Annotated in this window: 16 protein-coding genes and 2 pseudogenes; 4 read left to right on the forward strand and 14 right to left on the reverse strand. The window is 72.3% G+C overall.

Features of this window, described 5'->3' with window-relative positions; genetic code table 11:
- Positions 1-1,195, forward strand: a 1,195-nt coding sequence (locus AN216_RS04730) for a helicase-associated domain-containing protein (protein ID WP_170843028.1), incomplete at its 5' end; no start/stop codon positions are given.
- Positions 1,196-1,314: 119 nt separating this feature from the next.
- Here AN216_RS04730 and AN216_RS04735 read toward each other — a convergent pair.
- Positions 1,315-1,824, reverse strand: a complete 510-nt coding sequence (locus tag AN216_RS04735; protein ID WP_212732667.1) for a nitroreductase family deazaflavin-dependent oxidoreductase — start codon at positions 1,822-1,824, stop codon at positions 1,315-1,317.
- Positions 1,825-2,110: 286 nt separating this feature from the next.
- Between AN216_RS04735 and AN216_RS04740 the strand changes: the two genes are divergently transcribed.
- Positions 2,111-3,760: a DNA repair helicase XPB gene (locus tag AN216_RS04740; protein ID WP_070195381.1), complete on the forward strand. Its 1,650-nt coding sequence runs from the start codon at positions 2,111-2,113 to the stop codon at positions 3,758-3,760.
- Positions 3,761-3,832: 72 nt separating this feature from the next.
- Here the strand turns inward: AN216_RS04740 and AN216_RS04745 are convergent, their stop codons facing one another.
- The 5 genes from AN216_RS04745 to AN216_RS04765 form a co-directional block, all read right to left on the reverse strand.
- Positions 3,833-4,588 carry a cation efflux transmembrane domain-containing protein gene (locus AN216_RS04745; RefSeq protein ID WP_070195325.1) on the reverse strand — a complete coding sequence of 252 codons (756 nt, stop codon included), beginning with the start codon at positions 4,586-4,588 and terminating at the stop codon, positions 3,833-3,835.
- Positions 4,589-4,590: 2 nt separating this feature from the next.
- Positions 4,591-4,926: an ArsR/SmtB family transcription factor gene (locus tag AN216_RS04750; protein ID WP_070195382.1), complete on the reverse strand. Its 336-nt coding sequence runs from the start codon at positions 4,924-4,926 to the stop codon at positions 4,591-4,593.
- A 73-nt stretch (positions 4,927-4,999) separates the two neighbouring features.
- Positions 5,000-5,263, reverse strand: a complete 264-nt coding sequence (locus AN216_RS04755) for a hypothetical protein (RefSeq protein ID WP_070195326.1) — start codon at positions 5,261-5,263, stop codon at positions 5,000-5,002.
- 166 nt (positions 5,264-5,429) lie between these two features.
- The gene (locus AN216_RS04760; protein WP_070195327.1) at positions 5,430-5,936 is read right to left on the reverse strand and encodes a hypothetical protein; all 507 of its coding nucleotides are present in this window, start codon (positions 5,934-5,936) and stop codon (positions 5,430-5,432) included.
- Positions 5,933-7,267 carry a molybdopterin-dependent oxidoreductase gene (locus AN216_RS04765; protein ID WP_079166262.1) on the reverse strand — a complete coding sequence of 445 codons (1,335 nt, stop codon included), beginning with the start codon at positions 7,265-7,267 and terminating at the stop codon, positions 5,933-5,935. Before AN216_RS04765 ends, AN216_RS04760 begins: the two co-directional genes overlap by 4 nt.
- 483 nt (positions 7,268-7,750) lie before the next feature.
- Here AN216_RS04765 and AN216_RS04770 point away from each other — a divergent pair.
- Positions 7,751-8,815 (forward strand): annotated as a pseudogene (locus AN216_RS04770) (helicase domain-containing protein); the annotation flags it as partial.
- A gap of 2 nt (positions 8,816-8,817) precedes the next feature.
- Here AN216_RS04770 and AN216_RS26465 read toward each other — a convergent pair.
- Positions 8,818-9,429 (reverse strand): annotated as a pseudogene (locus tag AN216_RS26465) (molybdopterin-dependent oxidoreductase); the annotation flags it as partial.
- 483 nt (positions 9,430-9,912) lie between these two features.
- Between AN216_RS26465 and AN216_RS04775 the strand changes: the two are divergent.
- Positions 9,913-12,123, forward strand: coding sequence for a HelD family protein (locus AN216_RS04775; RefSeq protein ID WP_070195328.1), 2,211 nt, complete (start codon positions 9,913-9,915; stop codon positions 12,121-12,123).
- Positions 12,124-12,212: 89 nt separating this feature from the next.
- On the opposite strand, the gene AN216_RS04780 is transcribed toward AN216_RS04775, so the two are convergent.
- The 7 genes from AN216_RS04780 to AN216_RS04805 all read right to left on the reverse strand — a co-directional run bounded on the left by AN216_RS04780 (position 12,213) and on the right by AN216_RS04805 (position 20,646).
- The gene (locus AN216_RS04780; RefSeq protein ID WP_070195329.1) at positions 12,213-12,917 is read right to left on the reverse strand and encodes a hypothetical protein; all 705 of its coding nucleotides are present in this window, start codon (positions 12,915-12,917) and stop codon (positions 12,213-12,215) included.
- A gap of 210 nt (positions 12,918-13,127) precedes the next feature.
- A complete protein-coding gene (locus AN216_RS29955) occupies positions 13,128-13,325 on the reverse strand; it encodes a hypothetical protein (RefSeq protein WP_079166263.1) in 198 nt (65 codons plus the stop codon).
- A gap of 428 nt (positions 13,326-13,753) precedes the next feature.
- The gene (locus tag AN216_RS04785; RefSeq protein WP_070195384.1) at positions 13,754-15,328 is read right to left on the reverse strand and encodes an FGGY-family carbohydrate kinase; all 1,575 of its coding nucleotides are present in this window, start codon (positions 15,326-15,328) and stop codon (positions 13,754-13,756) included.
- Entirely contained in the window at positions 15,328-16,320 is a 993-nt protein-coding gene (locus AN216_RS04790; protein WP_070195330.1) for a substrate-binding domain-containing protein, read from the reverse strand. The genes AN216_RS04785 and AN216_RS04790 overlap by 1 nt, the downstream gene beginning before the upstream one ends.
- Positions 16,317-17,402, reverse strand: a complete 1,086-nt coding sequence (locus AN216_RS04795) for an ABC transporter permease (protein ID WP_070195331.1) — start codon at positions 17,400-17,402, stop codon at positions 16,317-16,319. The genes AN216_RS04790 and AN216_RS04795 overlap by 4 nt, the downstream gene beginning before the upstream one ends.
- Positions 17,399-19,231: a sugar ABC transporter ATP-binding protein gene (locus AN216_RS04800; protein WP_212732669.1), complete on the reverse strand. Its 1,833-nt coding sequence runs from the start codon at positions 19,229-19,231 to the stop codon at positions 17,399-17,401. Before AN216_RS04800 ends, AN216_RS04795 begins: the two co-directional genes overlap by 4 nt.
- The gene (locus AN216_RS04805; protein WP_070195332.1) at positions 19,228-20,646 is read right to left on the reverse strand and encodes an L-fucose/L-arabinose isomerase family protein; all 1,419 of its coding nucleotides are present in this window, start codon (positions 20,644-20,646) and stop codon (positions 19,228-19,230) included. Before AN216_RS04805 ends, AN216_RS04800 begins: the two co-directional genes overlap by 4 nt.
- Between the last annotated feature and the right edge of the window lie 24 nt (positions 20,647-20,670).

A 20,670-nucleotide genomic window follows, 5' to 3' on the forward strand; every position in this document is an offset into this window, starting at 1 on the left:
GCGCGGGCACTCGGGCCTCGGTGGTACGCACCGTAGAACGCCTCGACTGCTTCGCGCTACAGACCGCCGAGGCGCTGGCGGTGGCCAGCGACCCGTGCCCGTACGAGGAGCTGCGTGCGCTGTTGACCGGCGCCGCCCCCGAGCCGGCGGAGCGCGCGGCGGTCGACGCGCGGCTGCCGCGGGCACTCGACACCCTGCGTGCCCGTGCCCTGCTGTGGGGGGCGGACGACCGGCTGCGGCTCGTACGGACCGCCCGCGAGGTGTTCGCGCCGGCCACCTCCCGCCCCTCGCNGAACCGGTCGACCACGTGTTGCTCCAGGCTGACCTCACCGCCGTCGCGCCGGGCCCGCTGGAGCGCCGACTGGGCGCCCAGCTGGCGATGTTGGCCGACGTCGAGTCCAAGGGTGGCGCCACGGTCTACCGGTTCGCCCCGGGGTCCGTACGCCGTGCCCTGGACTCCGGATGGACCGCGAGCGAACTGCACGCCTTCCTGGCCGCCCACTCCCGTACGCCGGTGCCGCAGCCGCTGTCGTACCTCGTCGACGATGTCGCCCGGCGGCACGGCCAGTTGCGGGTCGGCGCTGCTTCCGCCTATCTGCGCTGCGATGACGACGCGCTGCTGGCGCAGATCCTGGCGGACAAGCGGACGGCCGCCCTGCGGTTGCGCCGGCTCGCTCCCACCGTGTTGGTCTCGGCCACACCCGCCGAGCAACTCCTGGCCCGGCTCCGCGAGTTGGGCTACGCCCCGGCGGCCGAGTCCGCGGACGGGGCGGTGCTGGTGGCCCGCCCCGACGCGCGCCGGAGCCCCCGCCGCACCGCACCGGAACCGGTACCGGACGGTCCGCCCCGACCGGACCACGCCCTGCTGACCGCGGCCGTACGCGCCATCCGTGCCGGCGATCACGCCGCGACCGCCGTGTCCAGGCCGCCGGCCGGCACCCGTACGCCGACGCCCGGTGGCGAACTGCCGCGCAGCGCCGCGGCCGACACCCTCGCCACCATGCAGACGGCGACCCTGTCCGGCGCGGTCCTGTGGATCGGCTACGTCAACGCGGACGGCGCCGCCAGCCAGCGGGTCATCGCACCGGTGCGGGTGGAGGGCGGCTTCGTCACGGCGTACGACCACACGGCGGACGAGGTACGGACGTATCCGCTGCACCGGATCACCGGCGTCGCCGAACTCGCGGCCGACTGACGCGTGTCGCCGGCCGCCCGGGCCGTACCAACGGACACCCCGAACGGACACCACGGACAGGCCACCCGGTGGTCCACACCGACCCCGTCCGGCACGAGCCCGCCGTTCCGCCGCGCCGCTCAGTCCTCCGCGCCGCCCCGCGCCTCGTCGTCCGGGCGGAGCAGCACCAGTGGCACACCGTGCTCGGAGTCCGCCCCCAGGGCCTCGTAGTCCGCGCTGTCCCGCGGCGCGTGGCCGAGCGAGCGCATCAGCTCCTCGGCCGTGAGCGGATGCCGTCGCGCGTAGTCGGCGAGCCGGCGGCCGGAGTCGGCGGACGGCAGCGGGACGGCGGTGCCGTGGTACGTACGCCGGCCGACCTGGTAGCGGACCGCCGGCCGCGCCAGGACGTTGCGCATCCACTGCGAGCGGCGGGCGTAGGCGGAGGCGACGACGAAACTGTCCGGTTCATCGCCCCGGTCGACGACCTCCAGCACGACCTGACGCGGTCGCCCGCTGACCCGGCCGATATGCGTGAGGCAGAGCAGCCGCTCGCCGAACAGGCCGCCGAGACCGGCCCGAAACGCGAGGATCGGCGCGCGCAGCAGCATTCGTCGTACGCCCCTGGGTGGTCCGCCCCTCAACAGCCGCACGGCGGTTCCCCCTTCACTCAGCCGTCGATCACGCCACGGCACAGCGTACGGCCCGTACGCCATGTGTGGCCGCGCTCACCGCCCGCCACGCGCGCCGTTCAGCCGGGCAGGGCCAGCGTGCGTACGGCGAGGTGAGCACGGCTCCTCGTCGCTTCGCACGACGATGCGGGACACTGGAGGCTTGCCCTTCGTCGCCCGGCGCGCCAGCGAAACGGAACCGGAACCCACCGAGCCGGGCCGACGGCGGCGAACCCGACCCAGCCCCGTGGCGGAAGGCGAGGACCGCGTGACCGGTGCAGGCCCACTCATCGTGCAGAGCGACAAGACCCTGCTGCTCGAGACGGACCACGAGCAGGCCGACGAGTGCCGGCGGGCTATCGCGCCCTTCGCCGAACTGGAGCGGGCGCCCGAGCACATCCACACCTACCGGGTGACACCGCTCGGCCTGTGGAACGCCCGGGCCGCCGGGCATGACGCGGAGCAGGTGGTGGACGCGCTGGTGGCGCACTCGCGCTATCCGGTACCGCACTCGCTGCTCGTGGACGTCGCCGAGACGATGGCGCGGTACGGCCGGCTGCGGCTGCTGAAGCACCCGAGCCACGGCCTGGTGCTGGAGAGCAGCGACAAGCCGGTGCTGGAGGAGGTCCTGCGGTCCAAGAAGGTCCAGCCGCTGGTGGGCGACCGGATCGACGAGGCCACCGTCGTCGTGCACCCCTCGGAGCGGGGCCAGATCAAGCAGACGCTGCTCAAGCTGGGTTGGCCCGCCGAGGACCTGGCGGGCTACGTGGACGGCGAGGCGCATCCCGTCGCGCTGGAGGAGGCCGGCTGGTCGCTGCGGCCGTACCAGACGCAGGCGGTCGAGGGCTTCTGGCACGGCGGCTCCGGCGTGGTCGTGCTGCCCTGCGGTGCGGGCAAGACGCTGGTCGGCGCCGGCGCGATGGCGCGGGCGCAGGCCACCACGCTGATCCTGGTCACGAACACGGTCGCGGCCCGGCAGTGGAAGCACGAACTGGTGCGCCGGACCTCGCTGAGCGAGGAGGAGATCGGGGAGTACAGCGGCACCCGCAAGGAGATCCGACCGGTCACCATCGCGACGTACCAGGTGCTGACCACCAAGCGGAAGGGCGTCTATCCGCATCTGGAGCTGTTCGACTCGCGGGACTGGGGCCTGATCGTCTACGACGAGGTGCACCTGCTGCCGGCTCCGGTGTTCAAGTTCACCGCCGACCTCCAGGCCCGGCGGCGGCTGGGCCTGACCGCGACGCTCGTACGGGAGGACGGGCGCGAGTCGGACGTCTTCTCGCTCATCGGCCCCAAACGCTTCGACGCGCCCTGGAAGGAGATCGAGGCGCAGGGCTACATCGCCCCCGCGAACTGCGTGGAGGTGCGGGTCAACCTCACCGACTCCGAGCGCCTGGCCTACGCCACCGCGGAGACCGAGGAGAAGTACCGCTTCTGTGCCACCACCGACTCCAAGCGCCGGGTGACCGAGGCCCTGGTGCGCCGGCACGAGGGCGAACAGACCCTGGTGATCGGGCAGTACATCGACCAGCTGGACGAGTTGGGCGAGCACATCGGCGCCCCGGTCATCAAGGGCGACACGAGCAACGCCCAGCGGGAGAAGCTGTTCGACGCCTTCCGCCGGGGCGAGCTGCACGTGCTGGTGGTCTCCAAGGTGGCGAACTTCTCCGTCGACCTGCCGGAGGCGACGGTCGCGATCCAGGTCTCCGGGACCTTCGGTTCCCGGCAGGAGGAGGCGCAGCGGCTGGGCCGCGTGCTGCGGCCGAAGGCGGACGGGCACGAGGCGCGGTTCTACTCGGTGGTCGCCCGGGACACCCTCGACCAGGACTTCGCCGCGCACCGACAGCGCTTTCTCGCCGAGCAGGGGTACGCGTACCGCATCGTGGACGCGACGGACCTGTTCGCCGACGACTGAGTCCGCGGCTTCGCCACGGCGTGGCTCTCGCCGGGAGGGCGGCCCGCGCGCTCGGCGCGGCCCGTCGGGCCCTCAGTGCGTGCCGCTCGGCTGGTCGCGGCAGACACAGTCGGGCCGGCAGCCGCACGCGTCCGCCTCGGGATGGGCGGCGGGGACCTCCGCACCGTCCCGGACCGCCGGAGCGGCGGGGGCGCAACAGCCCTTGCCCCTCCAGGCGTCGCGGCCTTCCTTGACGGCGAGGCCGGCGATGACCAGGGCGGCCAGGGGGTCGGACCAGGACCAACCGAGAGTGGCGTTCAGGACCAGACCCAGCAGGAGGACGGCGGACAGATACGTGCACAGCAGCGTCTGCTTGGAGTCGGCGACGGCGGAGGCGGAACCGAGCTCGCGCCCGGCCCTGCGCTGGGCGGCGGACAGGAAGGGCATGATCGCCAACGACAGGGCGGCGATGACGATGCCGGGGATCGACGGGTCCGCCTCCCGGGTGCCGGTCAGCGTACGGACGGCGTCGAGGGCGACGTAGGCGGCGAGCGCGAGGAACGACACCGCGATGATCCGCAGGGCCCGCTGTTCGCGGGCTTCTCGTACGGCGTGGTCGCGGGCGGAGAACTGCCAGGCGACCGCGGCGGCGGAGGACACCTCGATGACCGAGTCGAGACCGAAGCCGATCAGCGCGGTGGACGAGGCCAGTGTGCCGGCGGTGAGGGCGACGACCGCTTCCACGAGGTTGTAGGCGACCGTGGCCGCGACCAGCAGGCGTATCCGGCGGGTGAGCGCGTCACGGCGGGCCGGCGAAGAACCGAGCGACAGCGACGTCTCGGCGGTCATGATCAGCAGCAGCCCTTCGTCTCGGCGTCCGGGCAGGTGCGCTCGGTCTGGACGGCCAACACGGCGGTACGCAGGTCGTCCAGTGCGTGGCCGAGACGTTCGTCGGCCAGCTCGTAGCGGGTACGGCGGCCGTCCGGGGCGGTGCGGACCAGCCCGCAGTCACGCAGGCACGCGAGGTGGTTCGACAGTCTCGTACGAGAAACGCCCAACGTGTCCGCGAGGTCGGCGGGGTAGGCGGGGGCTTCGCGCAGGGCGAGCAGGATGCGGCAGCGGATCGGGTCGGCGAGCGCGCGGCCGAACCGGGCCAGCACCTCGATGTCAGGGGCGACGGTCAGCACACCGCTACAGTACACGGGATGCTGAATTCAGGGAATCATGGATCGTTTCGGTTGGGTCCGGGTCGTCGGGTGGTTACTGCCCGGGTCGCTGGTGGGATCGCTGGTCGGGAGGCTGCCGGGCTGGCTGACTCGCTGGCTGACCGACCACGCCCTCGTACTGCCCGAGCACGGCGACGCTGAAGGTGGCCTCGGCGAACACCCGAATCGCCCGCAGCGCGTCCCCGAACACGTGCCGGGGATGACGGTACGGCGACCGGCCGTCGCCGACCGCCCCCAGCGCGGTCGCGCCGCGCACCGGGGCGGCCGGCGCGGAATGCTGAACGGATGCGGTACTCATACCCCCAGAGTGCTCCTTGTTTCCTGGTCATGGCATCGGTCCCGGGCCTCATTTCCCCGCGGGGCCAGATCCCTCCCGGGGGTTACGGACGGCTGCTCCCGTGGGCGCACCGCGCCCCTGAGACCCCTCCGGGTCAACCCGGGGGCGATCCTTGGGTGTTGGCCCCCTACTCCGCCGAGGGCGCGTCCACCTCCCGACGCCGATCGGTGCTCAGCCGGTACGCCAGCCAGCCGCCCGAGCCCGCGAAGAGCACGGCGGTGACCAGCAGCCAGCGCCCCAGATACACCTCGGCGGACAGCCCGGTGATCGCCTCGTACGCCGCCACCTGCCGGGTGATCAGTGGGAACCAGACCAGCAGCAGGAGGCCGGACAGCACGGCCGGCACCCGGACGCAGTTCAGCACCGTCCGGCGGTGCCGACCGGCCGGTACCGCCGCCCGCAGAGCCCGGTCGGCGAGCGCGTACAACGGCAGCAGCACCAGGTCGTGCACCAGCGCGGCACCGACGAACCACGCCGTGACCCACAGCCAGTCGCCGGCCAGCAGCCGCACGCCGGCATAGCCGGTGAGGACGAACGAGGTGAGGAGCAGTGTCGGCCGTAGCGGGCCGTGGCCGAACCAGCGGTCCCGCCGACCGTTCCGCCAGCCGCCCCGCCGGCCGTCGTGCCGCCTCACGACAGCGCGCCGAACGTCATCCGTCCCACCCACTTGGTGTTCAGCACCCCCGGCGCGGCCGGCACGATGATCCGCGCCGGGTAGCCGTGGTCGAGGGACAGCGGTTCGCCGTTGACGTACAGCGCGAGCAGCGATCGCGGGTCGCGCACCTGGTTGTCCCGCAGCGCCGCTGCCCGGAACGACCCACTCGGCTGTACGGACACCACGAACAGGTCGGGCGGCTGTCGCCGGTGGCCGACCAGGGCGGCCAGGTCGAGCAGCCGTACCCCCCGCCACCACTGGTCCGAGGTGGACCAGCCCTCCACGCAGGCGATCGGCAGCGCCACGCTGTGCTGCGGCAGCTCCAGCAGCATGGCGCGGGACAGCCGGAGTTCGCGCCCCCTGCCGTGGAGCGCGAGCCGCCACTCCGGGCCCGTACGCTCCGGGGTGACGCCGACGTGCGCGGCGGTCTTGTTGATCTGGAAGCCGTTCGGTCCGGCTCCCGGATCGCTGCCGCCGTGCGGTGCGAACAGGGCCGTACGCCGCAGCCCGTCGAAGTTCTGGCCGACCGTGGTGGCCAGCAGCAACAGCGAGCCGCCCCCGACCATGCCCAGCGCGCCCCGCCGGGAGAGCGTCGGCTCCACGGGGTGCGGGGGGCGCAGCCGCGCGTCCGCCTCCTCCGCACGCTCCCGCTCGCTCTCCTCCGCGCCCGCGCTCCCCGCCCGTACGGTCCGGCGCGCCCGTACGGCCCGCACCGCGCGCGGCAGCCGCAGCGCCACGTGCACGACGAAGGCGGCCGTGAAGACCCAGGCGCCGTAGAAGTGCAGGGTGTAGAAGGAGCCCGGGAAGACGTACGCCAGCTGGACGTTCAGCACGCCCGTGCCGAACACGAAAAGCCCACCGCCGACGAGCAGCAGCAGCGACACCCGTTCCATGGCGTGGCTGAGCGAGCGGGCCGGCGGCAGCGCGAAGAGCTTCGGGATCACGGACCACAGCTTGGCCAGCAGCACCGGGATCAGCGTGATGCCGAGCGTGACGTGCACGCCCTGGGTGAGCCGGTACAGCCAGTCGGGGTCGGTCGGCCAGGAGAAGAGGTAGAAGCCGAGCCAGCCCTTGTCCGGGGTCATGTCGTTGGCCGGCGAGAGATCCGGGTTGTAGGCGGCGTACGACAGCAGGCCCGTGCCGAGCAGCAGGACGATCCCCGGCAGCAGCACCAGCCCGAGCGGCGAGGTCAGCCGGAGTCCACGCAGCGGGCTTCGCCACCAGCGGGCGGAGAACGGGCCGGAGCGCGGGCGCGGCACGAGGCGCGCCCAGCCGGCGGACCGGGACGGGAGGCGTGGTCGGACGCGCATGGTCTTCCCTCGGCTGCTGAGTTGTCCGCGGTTCACGGCGCCGAACCGCCTGTCGCCCCGACGGTATGCGCCGCCGCCACGCGGACCGGCGTAGCGACGCACTCCGGAACGGACGGAAACCGGGCGAGAACCGGGCGGGAACCAGCACGAACCGAAAGCACGAGGGCGGCGCGTCGGAAGCGAACCCGCCGAGAGAAAACCGTTCGCGCCACGGGCCCCCGCTGCCCTAGACTCCCGCCCCTTGCCTTCCTCCCTCAGGTACCGGGACCCCGGCGCTGCAAGGACTCGGCGCTCCGGGTCTCCGGGGTTCTCCCGTGGGGAGGGACTCCGGCCGCTCGGAAACCGGCCGGCGACCCGATCACGTACCCACACCGCACGCACCGTGCCCCGGCACGCGCGTGCGGTACGCCGTGTGGTCGCCGTCGGCCGCGCCGGCACGCGTCCACACGCGCGATCCGACGCCCACCCACCGGAGGCAGATCCGTGCCCGCGTACGACCCGTCGCCACCCACGCCACCCGCACCGCCCACGGCACCGGCGACACTCACGCCGCTGGAACGCGAACGCGCCCACCTGGCCGCGTCCCGTACCGCACTGCGCGCCATGCGCGCCGAGACCGAGGCGCTGGACCTGTCCGACGTCGCCCCGAACTGGGTGAGTGCCCAGGTCCTGCGGGGCGACCTGGCCCAGCGCGTCCGGGAGCTGGCGGACCTCGCGCACGCGCCGCTGTTCTTCGGCCGGCTGGACTGCGCCGTGCTGCCCCGGGTGCCGGCGCCAAACGCGACCCCGGCCTCAAGCCCAAACCCGGAGCCAGCCTCGGACCCGACCCCAGGCCCGACCCCGGACGAGGAGCGCCCCGCCCTCCACACCCTCTACATCGGCCGTCGACACGTGCACGACCCGGAGGGCGACCCGATGGTCATCGACTGGCGGGCGCCGGTCTCGCAGCCCTTCTACCAGGCGTCGAAGAAGGACCCGCGGGGCGTCGAGCTACGCCGGCGGTTCGGCTACACCGCGGGCGAACTGACCGCGTACGAGGACGAGCGGCTGACCGACCCCGGCGAGCAGCGGGTCAGCACGCTGCTCCAGCGGGAGATCGAACGTCCCCGGGTCGGGCCGATGCGGGACATCGTCGCGACCATCCAGCCCGAGCAGGACTCCCTCGTCCGCGCCGACGTCGACGGCACGGTGTGCGTGCAGGGCGCGCCCGGCACCGGCAAGACCGCCGTGGGCCTGCACCGGGTGGCCTATCTCCTCTACACCCATCGGGAACGCCTCGCCCGTAGCGGCACCCTGGTGATCGGCCCGAACAGTTCCTTCCTGCGCTACATCGAGCAGGTCCTGCCCGCCCTGGGCGAGTTGGACGTACGGCAGGCCACCGTGGAGGAGCTGGTGGCGCACGTCCCCGTACGCGCCACCGACTCGGCGCTGGCCGCCGGTGTGAAGGGCGACGCGCGGATGGCGCGGGTGCTGCGCCGGGCGGTACGGGCCGGGGTGCGGCTGCCGACCGAGCCCTGCGTGGTGCAGCGGGGCGCCCGGCGGNGGCGCGCCCGTACGGCCCGCACCGCGCGCGGCAGCCGCAGCGCCACGTGCACGACGAAGGCGGCCGTGAAGACCCAGGCGCCGTAGAAGTGCAGGGTGTAGAAGGAGCCCGGGAAGACGTACGCCAGCTGGACGTTCAGCACGCCCGTGCCGAACACGAAAAGCCCACCGCCGACGAGCAGCAGCAGCGACACCCGTTCCATGGCGTGGCTGAGCGAGCGGGCCGGCGGCAGCGCGAAGAGCTTCGGGATCACGGACCACAGCTTGGCCAGCAGCACCGGGATCAGCGTGATGCCGAGCGTGACGTGCACGCCCTGGGTGAGCCGGTACAGCCAGTCGGGGTCGGTCGGCCAGGAGAAGAGGTAGAAGCCGAGCCAGCCCTTGTCCGGGGTCATGTCGTTGGCCGGCGAGAGATCCGGGTTGTAGGCGGCGTACGACAGCAGGCCCGTGCCGAGCAGCAGGACGATCCCCGGCAGCAGCACCAGCCCGAGCGGCGAGGTCAGCCGGAGTCCACGCAGCGGGCTTCGCCACCAGCGGGCGGAGAACGGGCCGGAGCGCGGGCGCGGCACGAGGCGCGCCCAGCCGGCGGACCGGGACGGGAGGCGTGGTCGGACGCGCATGGTCTTCCCTCGGCTGCTGAGTTGTCCGCGGTTCACGGCGCCGAACCGCCTGTCGCCCCGACGGTATGCGCCGCCGCCACGCGGACCGGCGTAGCGACGCACTCCGGAACGGACGGAAACCGGGCGAGAACCGGGCGGGAACCAGCACGAACCGAAAGCACGAGGGCGGCGCGTCGGAAGCGAACCCGCCGAGAGAAAACCGTTCGCGCCACGGGCCCCCGCTGCCCTAGACTCCCGCCCCTTGCCTTCCTCCCTCAGGTACCGGGACCCCGGCGCTGCAAGGACTCGGCGCTCCGGGTCTCCGGGGTTCTCCCGTGGGGAGGGACTCCGGCCGCTCGGAAACCGGCCGGCGACCCGATCACGTACCCACACCGCACGCACCGTGCCCCGGCACGCGCGTGCGGTACGCCGTGTGGTCGCCGTCGGCCGCGCCGGCACGCGTCCACACGCGCGATCCGACGCCCACCCACCGGAGGCAGATCCGTGCCCGCGTACGACCCGTCGCCACCCACGCCACCCGCACCGCCCACGGCACCGGCGACACTCACGCCGCTGGAACGCGAACGCGCCCACCTGGCCGCGTCCCGTACCGCACTGCGCGCCATGCGCGCCGAGACCGAGGCGCTGGACCTGTCCGACGTCGCCCCGAACTGGGTGAGTGCCCAGGTCCTGCGGGGCGACCTGGCCCAGCGCGTCCGGGAGCTGGCGGACCTCGCGCACGCGCCGCTGTTCTTCGGCCGGCTGGACTGCGCCGTGCTGCCCCGGGTGCCGGCGCCAAACGCGACCCCGGCCTCAAGCCCAAACCCGGAGCCAGCCTCGGACCCGACCCCAGGCCCGACCCCGGACGAGGAGCGCCCCGCCCTCCACACCCTCTACATCGGCCGTCGACACGTGCACGACCCGGAGGGCGACCCGATGGTCATCGACTGGCGGGCGCCGGTCTCGCAGCCCTTCTACCAGGCGTCGAAGAAGGACCCGCGGGGCGTCGAGCTACGCCGGCGGTTCGGCTACACCGCGGGCGAACTGACCGCGTACGAGGACGAGCGGCTGACCGACCCCGGCGAGCAGCGGGTCAGCACGCTGCTCCAGCGGGAGATCGAACGTCCCCGGGTCGGGCCGATGCGGGACATCGTCGCGACCATCCAGCCCGAGCAGGACTCCCTCGTCCGCGCCGACGTCGACGGCACGGTGTGCGTGCAGGGCGCGCCCGGCACCGGCAAGACCGCCGTGGGCCTGCACCGGGTGGCCTATCTCCTCTACACCCATCGGGAACGCCTCGCCCGTAGCGGCACCCTGGTGATCGGCCCGAACAGTTCCTTCCTGCGCTACATCGAGCAGGTCCTGCCCGCCCTGGGCGAGTTGGACGTACGGCAGGCCACCGTGGAGGAGCTGGTGGCGCACGTCCCCGTACGCGCCACCGACTCGGCGCTGGCCGCCGGTGTGAAGGGCGACGCGCGGATGGCGCGGGTGCTGCGCCGGGCGGTACGGGCCGGGGTGCGGCTGCCGACCGAGCCCTGCGTGGTGCAGCGGGGCGCCCGGCGGTGGCGGGTGCCGGCGTACGAACTGGAGGAGATCGTGGGCGAGTTGCTGGAGCGGGACCAGCGCTACGGCGCCGCCCGGGAGGCCCTGCCGCAGCGGATCGCGCACTCCGTCCTGGTCCGCATGGAGCAGGCGGGCGAGGCACCGGACGACCGTACGCAGGACGCGGTGGCGCGGAATCCCGCGGTGAGGGCGGTGGTGAAGGAGTCCTGGCCGACGGTGGACCCGGCCAAGCTGGTGCTGCGGCTGCTGTCCGACGCGGAGTTCCTGGCCGAGCAGGCCGAGGGCGTCCTGACGCCGGAGGAGCAGCGAGCCGTGCTGTGGAGCAAGCCGGCGCGCGGGGTCCGGTCGGCTCGGTGGTCGGCGGCGGACGCGGTGCTGATCGACGAGGCGCACGACCTGGTCAGCCGTACGCCCTCGCTCGGGCACGTGGTGCTGGACGAGGCGCAGGACCTCTCGCCGATGCAGTATCGGGCGGTGGGGCGGCGCTGTTCGACCGGCTCGGCGACGGTGCTGGGCGACCTCGCGCAGGGCACGACGCCCTGGGCGACGGCTGGTTGGCGGGAGGCGCTGGCCCAGTTGGGCAAGCCGGAGGCGCGGGTGGAGGAGCTGACGCAGGGCTTCCGGGTGCCGCGTGAGGTCATCGCGTACGCCTCCCGGCTGCTGCCGGCGATCGCGCCGGAGCTGACGGAGGCGACCTCGGTGCGGGATTCCCCGGGCGACTTCGCCGTACGCCACAGCGCGGCCGGCGAACTGTCCGCCACGGTGCTCGCCGCCTGCCGGGAGGCTCTGGAGCGGGAGGGCTCGGTGGGGCTGATCGCGGCGGAGGCACGCGTACCGGAGCTGGCGGGCACGCTGGACGCGGCGGGGCTGGCTCACGTCGCGCCGGGGGTGGAGACGAGCGAGGAGACGCGGCTGACGTTGGTGCCGGCGACGCTGGCCAAGGGGTTGGAGTACGACCACGTGGTGCTGGACGAGCCGGGGGCGATCGTGGCCGGCGAGCCGGACGAACGCACCGGCCTGCGCCGGCTCTACGTCTGCCTGACCCGCGCGGTGTCCGGCCTGGTGGTGTGTCACGCGGGGCCGATGCCGGAGCTGCTGACCGGCGTTCGGCCGGCCGACGAGGCTGTGGGGCGACAGCCGGCCATGGACTGACGGCCCCGACGGGCGGTCGCGTACGCCCGCACCCCGGGCGGCGGTCCCGCCGGCCACCGGGGTACGGGCGTACGTGCCGCGTTGGGGCGTTACTGCGGTGGCGGTGCCTGCGGCTGCTGCGGCGTACTCGGCATGTCCGGAGGCTCGGGGGCGCTCGCGAACAGGTCGAAGTACATGCCGGTCGCGACCAGCGCGCCGATCACGCCGAGCGCCAGCCCGCCCAGCGCCAGCGCCCGCACCCAGACCCGGGCGTCGGTGCGCTTGGCCAGCAGCACCAGGACGGTGGCGCCGAGCACGATCGCCACCAGCGCGAAGAAGCCGTTGAGCAGCGCGACCGCGTCCCACGGCGTGCCGTAGATGGCCTCGATCTGCTCCTCCGGGCTGCCGGGGCTGGCGCCGGACTCGAGCTGGCCGGTCATCTCCTCCCGGGCCCGCATCTGTTCGGTGAACGAGGTGCCGGTCAGCGAGCACAGGCCCAGGCCGACGCTGAGCACGGCGGCGGCGCCGGCCATGAAGCCGCCGCGCCCGTCCTCCCGCTGGGGCTGGTACAGGTGGGAGTCGTCCGGGAGTTCGTCGTCGTGGTCGTCCAGGGGTCGCCCGTCCTGCCGATCCTCGACCGGCTCGTCGGCGGGCTGGTCCTCCGTGTCAGTGGTGTGCTCGGACGTGGCGGCCTTCTCGCTGCCGCGCTTGTCGTGGGGGGTCTCCGCCGGGTCGGCCTTCTTCTCGAGGTCCGGCTGCTCGTCTTCCGCAGCGCTGTCGGCGGACTCGTCGTGCTTGGTGGTGTCCGTAGCCATAGACCGCCACCCTACGGACCACACCTAAGGTCGCAGTAAGCATCACCACGGATGGATGGCAAGTCCCGAAAAGGGTGATGTGTCTCACGTCGCACTCAGGGCGTGATGACCGGGGCCGTCCGCCCGACCCGGCTCCAGCGGACCCGCAAGGGGTGTGAGTCGTCTGCGACCGCGTTCCCCGCGGCCAGCCCTCCCGGGTGTCCAGCCCGGTCAACTCGGCGAGCCCTCATCCGTGCTCCGGTTCTGGCCCGGACTCGTGACCCTCCTGGAGCGGCGCGCCATCTTTCCCGCGGCGAACGTCGTGGCGGCAACGGCTCGGACCCAGCGGGGCCCTCCACGCTGCGCCCACACCACACACACGCACCCGCCGACAGCAAGAGCCAGGACGGCGATCAGCAGAACGGTCATGTTCCCACCCCCGGGTTCGTTCGCTCGGTCCCGCTGATCGTCTCAGGCCGGGAAGGGCAACCGTGCGAGAGGGCCCATGGGATCGTCGACCTCACCCGAGGAGGATCTCCCGCCAGCCCGGACGAGCACGCGACCCCGCATCGGGGTCTCGAGTTCCCGGAAGGAGCGGGCTGTCGGTGACGCGCGAGATCCAGGCGGCGTGCTCGGGGCTGTCCCGGATCGCTCGGAAGGGTCTTGGCGATGTTCGTCGCTCCCCACAACCGCGGCTTGCCGGCAGACCCCGCCCACACGTCCGTGAAGCGGACAGCCGGACATCGGCGGGCACCAGCTGAGCGGGGCCTCCGCCGACGCCGCGTCCCTCCCGAATCCGTCACCAGGACACGCGTCCGCTCCGCCGGTGCCCCGTTCGAAGAAGTCGCGCAGGATGGTCAGGCGTCCCGAGCGGCGGCCCCCTCCCCCTCCGCGTCCGCGTGCTGCCGCCGTGCCAGCGCGTGCGCCACCTCCCGGGTCGCCGGGTACAGCGCGAGGTAGTGCTCGTACAACTCGTCGTACACGGCGGCCAGCGCCGGGTCCGGGGTGACCGTCGACTCGATCGGGTTCCACGACTCGATGTCCGCGCGCTCGGCCAGCCCGGCTCCCACGGCGGCCAGGAAGGCGTCGCCGTACGCCGCGCCGATGGTGTGCCGTGGCAACTGCTGCTCCAGCCCGGTCACATCGGAGACGATCCGCGTCCACAGTTCCCGGGCGCCGCCGCCCACCGCGACCAGGCGCCGCAGGTCACCGCCGGCCTCGGCCATCGCGGCGAGGTTGTGCCGGATGCCGTAGGCCGTGGCCTCCAAGGCCGCCCGATACAGGTGCGCGCGCCCGTGCCGGAGCGTCAGCCCGGCGAGCACGCCGCGGGCGTCCGGGTCGAAGACCGGCGTGCGTTCCCCCGCGAAGTACGGCAGCATCAGCAGCCCTTCGGCGCCCGGCGGCAGCGCGCCCGCCTCCGCCGTGAGCGTCGCGTAGTCGGCTCCGGTGAGGTCGCGCAGCCAGCCGGTCACCGCGCCGGAGGTGGCCATGCCGCCGGCCAGACAGTACGTCCCCTCGAAGGCTCCGGAGGTGGACCACAACCGGGAGTCCGGCACGGGCTGCCGCACGACGTTCACCAGGAACATGGTGGTGCCGTACATCAACATCAGGTCGCCCTCGCCGGTCGCCCCGACACCGGTCGACTCGGCCCAGGCGTCGACCGTGCCGGCCATCACCGGGGTGCCGGCTGGGATGCCGGTCGCCTCGGCCGCGGCGTCCGTGACCGTGCCCACCCGGTCAGCGGGCCAGACGAGTTCGGGCCACTCCAGGCCGGGCGCCACCTCCTCGCACCAGTCGCCGATCCAGCCGCGCTCCCGCAGGTCGTACAGCGGGGTGCACTGGCTGGCGGAGTGGTGGTCCAGGACGTACGCCCCGGTCAGCCGGTGCGCGAGCCAGGAGCTGGCCATGAACCAGCGGCGGGTTCGGGCGTAGGTCTCCGGTTCCCGCTGCCGCAGCCAGGCCAGCTTCGGGCCGACGGCCTGGCTGGTGAGCGGCGAGCCGCAGCGCTCCAGCACCCGTTCGGCGCCGTACCGTTCGGTCTGCTCGGCGATCTGTTCGCCGGCTCGGGTGTCCACGCCGTACAGGATCGCCGGGCGCAGCGGCCGGCCGTCGGCGTCGGCGGGCAGCAGGCAGGGCCCGATGCCGCTGACGCACACCCCGCCCAGCGCGGCTCGCCGGTCGGCGCCTTCGCCGGCATGGCCGTTGCTGTCCCCGCCGCCGTCGCTGGCGCCGTCCAGCAACTCCCGTGCCAGCGCCTCGAAGTCGGCCCACCACACCCGCTCGGCGTCGTGCTCGAACCAGCCGGGCCGAGGCGTGTCCGTACGGTGTTCCCGCACGGCGCTCGCGACGACCTCGCCGTCCGCGGCGCGCACGAGGATGCCCTTCGAGCTAGAGGTGCCGATGTCGATGCCCATGACCAGCGCTTCGCGCATCATTCGATCTTCCCGCTCATGTCGTACTTCTGGTAAATCTCGGCCGCGTTCTCGGAGTTGATCTCCACGGTCTCCAAGGTCTGTTTCTTCGGTACCTTTCTGCCGGCCACGATGTCCGCGACCGTGCGGGCGGCCTCCTTCGCCCCGGTGGGATACAGGTAGGTGGCGTCCAACTTGCCCTGCTGCACCGCGCGAATGCCGCCGCTGGGTATGGCCAGGCCGTCGATCCCGAGGAATTTCGTCTTCTTCGCCTTCCCCGCGGACTTGGCCGCGAGAAACGCTCCCAGTGCCATCGGATCGTTGTGGCTGAAGATCAGGTCGATCTTCTTGCCGCCCTGTAGCCACTGCTGTGTCACCTTGGTCGCGTCCGCCCGCAGCCACTTCGCCTCCCGCTGCGCGACGACCTTGATGTCGTGGCCCTTGATGGCGTCCATGAAGCCCTTGTGCCGCTCGATCTGCGGCTTCGCGCTGAGCACCCCCCGGAGTTCGGCTACCCGGCCACCGTCCGGCAGTTCCCGGACGGCGCGTTCTCCCGCCTTCTTCCCGATCTCGTAGTTGTCGCCACCGATGAACGAGGTGTGGCAGTCGGTGTTGACGCTACGGTCCAGCAGCACCACCGGGATCCTCGCCTCGCACGCCATCTCCACCACGGGGGTGAGCGGATCGGGTTCGTTCGGGGAGACCAGGAGCACGTCCACGCCCTTCTCGATGAACGTCTGCACCTGGCTGAGCTGGGTGGCGCTGCTCTGTTGACCGTCCGAGATGGGCAGCAGCTTCAGCTTCGGGTACTTCTCCATGTAGTAGCGCAGTTGGAGGTTGATCTGCGCGCGATAGGGCTCGGCGTTGTTGGACTGCGAGTAGCCGATGACGAACTCGTCCTTGTTCCGGTCCCCGGCGTCCTCGTTCGTCGGCGCCTTCGAGGTGCAGCCGGCGGTGACCGCCAGTGTGAGGACGAGACCGAGTGCCGCGTACCCTCGGGTCGCCCGCCTCATGCCTTCTCCTTCCGGCGGAAGAGGTCCGGACGTTGCAGCACCACCGCGAGCACCACGATCGAACCCTTGATCACGAGCTGCCAGTTGTCGCTCACGGCGTTCAGCCCCAGCACGTTGTCCAGCAGGGTGAGGATCAGCGCGCCGATGAAGGTGCCGACGATGGTCCCCTTGCCGCCCCGCAGCGACGCCCCGCCGATGACCGCGGCGGCGATCGCGTCCAGTTCGTACGAGGTGCCGGCGAGCGGGTCGGCCGCGGCGCTGTAGGCCGCGTCGATCGGTCCGGCGATGCCCGCGAGCATGCCGGAGAGGGTGAACACGGCGATCGTGACGAAGGTGACGTTGATGCCGGACAGTCGGGCCGCCGTCGGGTTGCCGCCGACCGCGTAGACGTGCCGACCGAAGGTCGTACGGGACAGCAGCAGGTGGAAGGCGACGCACACCACGACGAACGCCAGGACGGGGAAGTAGACGCCCTCCTTGCCGACGAAGGGCAACCAGACGCCCTCCAGGACGTTGTGCCCGGGCGTGCCGAGCTGCTGGAAGGCCTCGGCCTCGGGGGTGAGCGTCCCGTCCGGGCCGGCGACCTGGGTGCCGACGGACACGTTGTCGGACATCTCCCGGTCCAGTCCGCGCGCGATGGACAGCATCGCGAGTGTCATCACGAACGACTGGATGCGCAGCACCGAGGTGCCGATGCCGTTCACCAGGCCGAGTGCCGCGCCCGCCAGCATGCACAACGGCATGATCTGCCACACCGGCATCTGCTCGTTGACCAGCAGCAGCGCCGCGGCCATCGAGCAGAAGCCCATCAGCGAGCCGACGGACAGGTCGATGCCGGCGGTGAGGATCACCAGCGTGACGCCCACGGCCAGGATGCCGCGGGAGGAGAACGCCCCGACCGCGTTGGTCAGGTTGGTCTCGCTCAGGAAGACGTCGCCCTGCGTCACGATGCCGATCAACAGCACGAGGACGAGGCCGATATAGCCCTGTAGCGAACCAAGCACCGGTAGCAGCCGGGCGACCCTGGCCAAGGGCGTGCGGGCTTGCTCCTTGTCGGGAGCGTCGGTGAGTGTGCCGGTCATCTGTGGTCGCCCCCGGGAGTACCGGCATCGTCATCGGTGCCGGCGGTGTCAGTCGTGTCGGTCGTGTCCGTGGTGTCCGGGCGATCGTCCGGGTCGGTCGGGTCGGTCGGGTCAGCCGGGTCGGTCGGGTCGGCCGGGTCGGTCGGGTCAGCCGGGTCGGTCGTGCCGTCACCGGCCGTCGGTTCGGCCGCGTCACCGCCACCGGTCCCCGTCACCACGTCCTCGCGCGCCATCGCCGCGGTGAGCAGCGCCTCCTGCTCGGCGCGCGGTCCGTTGGCCGCGTCGCGGTGGAACTCGCCGGTCAACCGGCCCTCGCAGAGCACCAGCACGCGGTCACACATGCCGATCAGCTCGGGGAGTTCGGAGGAGACGGCGAGGATTCCGGTGCCCTGCCGGGCGAGCCGGTCCATCAGTTCGTGGATCTCGGCCTTCGCGCCGACGTCGATGCCACGTGTCGGCTCGTCCATCAGCAGCAGGCTCGGCCGTGCCAGCAGGCACTTGGCGAGCACCACCTTCTGCTGGTTGCCACCGGACAGCGTGTCGACGTTCGCGTTCAACGAGGGCGCCTTCACCCGCAGGCCGTCCACCTGCTCGGCCACCGCCTCCCGTTCCCGTCGCCGGTCAACGGTGTGCCAGGGCCGCCGGTAGCGGTCCAGGGAGGCCAGTGAGGTGTTGAACCGCACGGTGTTCGCCAGCACCAGCGACTGCGCCTTACGGTCCTCCGCGACCAGCGCCATCCCCTTCCGCAGGGCGTGCTTGGGGCTGCGCGGTCGGTACGGCTGCCCGTCCAGGGTGACGCTTCCGCCGACCCGGCCGGCCCCGTACGCGCCGAACAGCGCCTGCAGCACCTCACTGCGACCCGCGCCCATCAGCCCGGCCAGGCCCACGATCTCGCCGGCCCGTACGCTCAGGTCGATGCCGTGCAGCCGGCTGCCGCCCTCCGGCACGCAGCTCAGCCCGGACACCTCCAGCCGCACCGGCCCCTCGCTGCGCTGCTCGCCGCCGCGTGGGTACAGCTCGTCCATGGTGCGGCCCACCATGAGTCGTACCAGCTCCGAGCGGTCGGTGTCCGCCATGGCCCGCTCGCCGACGTACTCGCCGTCCCGGAGCACGGTGACGGAGTCGGCTATCTCCTCCAACTCCTCAAGCCGGTGCGAGATGTAGACGACGCCGACGCCGTCCGCGGTGAGGTCCCGGATGACCTCGAAGAGGCGGCGCACCTCCGCGTCCGCGAGCGCTGAAGTCGGCTCGTCCATGACAAGCAGCCTGACGTCGAGGTTCAGTGCCTTCGCGACCTCGATCAGCTGTTGTTCGGCTATCCGACAGTGCTTGACCGGCCGCCGTGGCGGCACCTCCAGACCCAGCCGGGTCAGTAGTTCGGCGGCCCGGCGGTCCATCGCCCTGTAGTCCACCGTGCCGCGCGGGGTGCGGGGCTCACGCCCGAGGAAGATGTTCTCGGCCGCGGTCAGCTCCGGGACGAGGTTGAGTTCCTGGTGGATCATGCCGATCCCGAGCGCCTGGGCGGCCTTCGGAGAGTGGATCGTGACCGGCACGCCGTCGCACTCGATGGTGCCCTCGTAGTCGGTGTGTACGCCGGCGAGGATGCTCATCAGGGTGGACTTGCCGGCGCCGTTCTCGCCGAGCAGGGCCACCACCTCGCCGGCGTGCACGGTGAGGCGCGCGCCCCTGAGGGCCCGCACGCCGGGGAAGCTCTTGGCGATGGCGCGCATCGCGAGCAACGGGCCGGCGTGCGGGCCGGGACGTGTCCGGCGGCCGGTGGCCGCGCCCCCTTCCACCGCGCGGCCGGTGGCCGCGCGGCGGGCTGTCATACGGCGTCCCCGAAGCCGTCGTAGCGGATGCCGAGCTGCCGGCAGACGGCCCGGAGTTCGGCGACGTAGTCACCCGGCACGGCGTGGATGTGGTTCGAGCCGAACCTGCTCAGGAACTCCTCCGCGGTGCAGTTCAGCGAGGCGAAGGCATGCGGCCACATCCAGCTGCTGGCCTCCATCATCTGCTTGTTGGTGGCCTCGTCGTACGTCCTGAACCCGCCCCGCATGACGTGCATCCGGTATTCCGAGTCCTGCCGGGTGAGCCGCGCGAAGGTCATCTCGCCCGGGGCGGCGAGGTGGTGCACGGACGCGCCACCCGCCGGGAAGTAGAAGTCCTCCGGATAGAGGTTGACGTGCCGCAGGTTCTCCGCCGGGTCACTGGAGCGCGCGGCGTACCAGGTGGCGTGCTGGCCGGAGTTGCACAGGTCCCAGACGTCCTTGTCGGCGTGGTAGTGCCGTACGTCGGCGAACAGCACCGGATCGCCGGACAGCAGCTTCAGCAGCTGCATGGTCAGGGCCGCGTCCATGTCCGCCTCGGTGGAGGTGACATGGGTCTCCTTCGGGCCCTCCCAGTCGTAGGGGTCGTTGAGGAACGCCTCGGCGACGTCCATCGTGCAGAAGTTGGCGGTCAGCTCGGGCTGGCCCTTGATACCGGAGAAGTCGAGGTTCCACTCGTCGATCAGCTCACGCATCGCGTAGTACGAGCGGATCTGCCGCTCCAGCAGCTCGGGCGTGAGGATGCCGCCGTCGTAGTGCACCCCGGCGGCGTGCTTCTCCAGCCAGGCGCGGGCGGCGCTGACCCTGGTCTGGTCGGCGTGCTCGCTGCGGCGTACGACCTCCCACTGGTCGATCTCCTCGACATCCACGCCGAAGGTCCGCATCCACTGGTCGGTGTTCGCGGTGGCGGTGTACATGCCCATGGGCCGGCCGCCGATCCGGCCGAACGTCGAGCCGCGCAGGCCCTGTACGGCGGCGCCGGCCCGTACCTTCGCGAGGATGCGCTGCTGCACCTCGGGATCGTCCAGGTCACCCCAGGCACGCTCGTGGGTGCGGCCTATCTGGTCCAGGGCGCCGCCGCCGGCCAGCATGCCGACCATGCCGGGGAACTTCGGGTCGATGTTGGCCACCAGCAGCAGCGGACCCGGGGTGGCGTCCGCGGCCAGCGCGGTGAAGTGCGGGAACGTCCACACCGAGTGGTGCAGGATCGTGATGTCCGGATGCTGGTCGGCCACCCAGCGGGCCTGCGAGGTCGCGAGGGCGTTGCTGCTGACGTGCTCGGGAGCGGTGACGACCTCGTGTCCGGCGTCCCGCAGCACGGTCGCGAGCTGGTTCGCGGCTCGGTCGACGTGCTCGGTGACGTCGCGCCGGACGTAGTCCCGGCCGTCCGAGATGGGCAGCAGGCCGATCTTGGCCATGGGGGGTCCTCCAGTGTGTCGTGC

The sequence above is a fragment of the Streptomyces oceani genome (assembly GCF_001751245.1).
GTDB classification, from domain to species: Bacteria; Actinomycetota; Actinomycetes; order Streptomycetales; family Streptomycetaceae; genus Streptomyces; species Streptomyces oceani.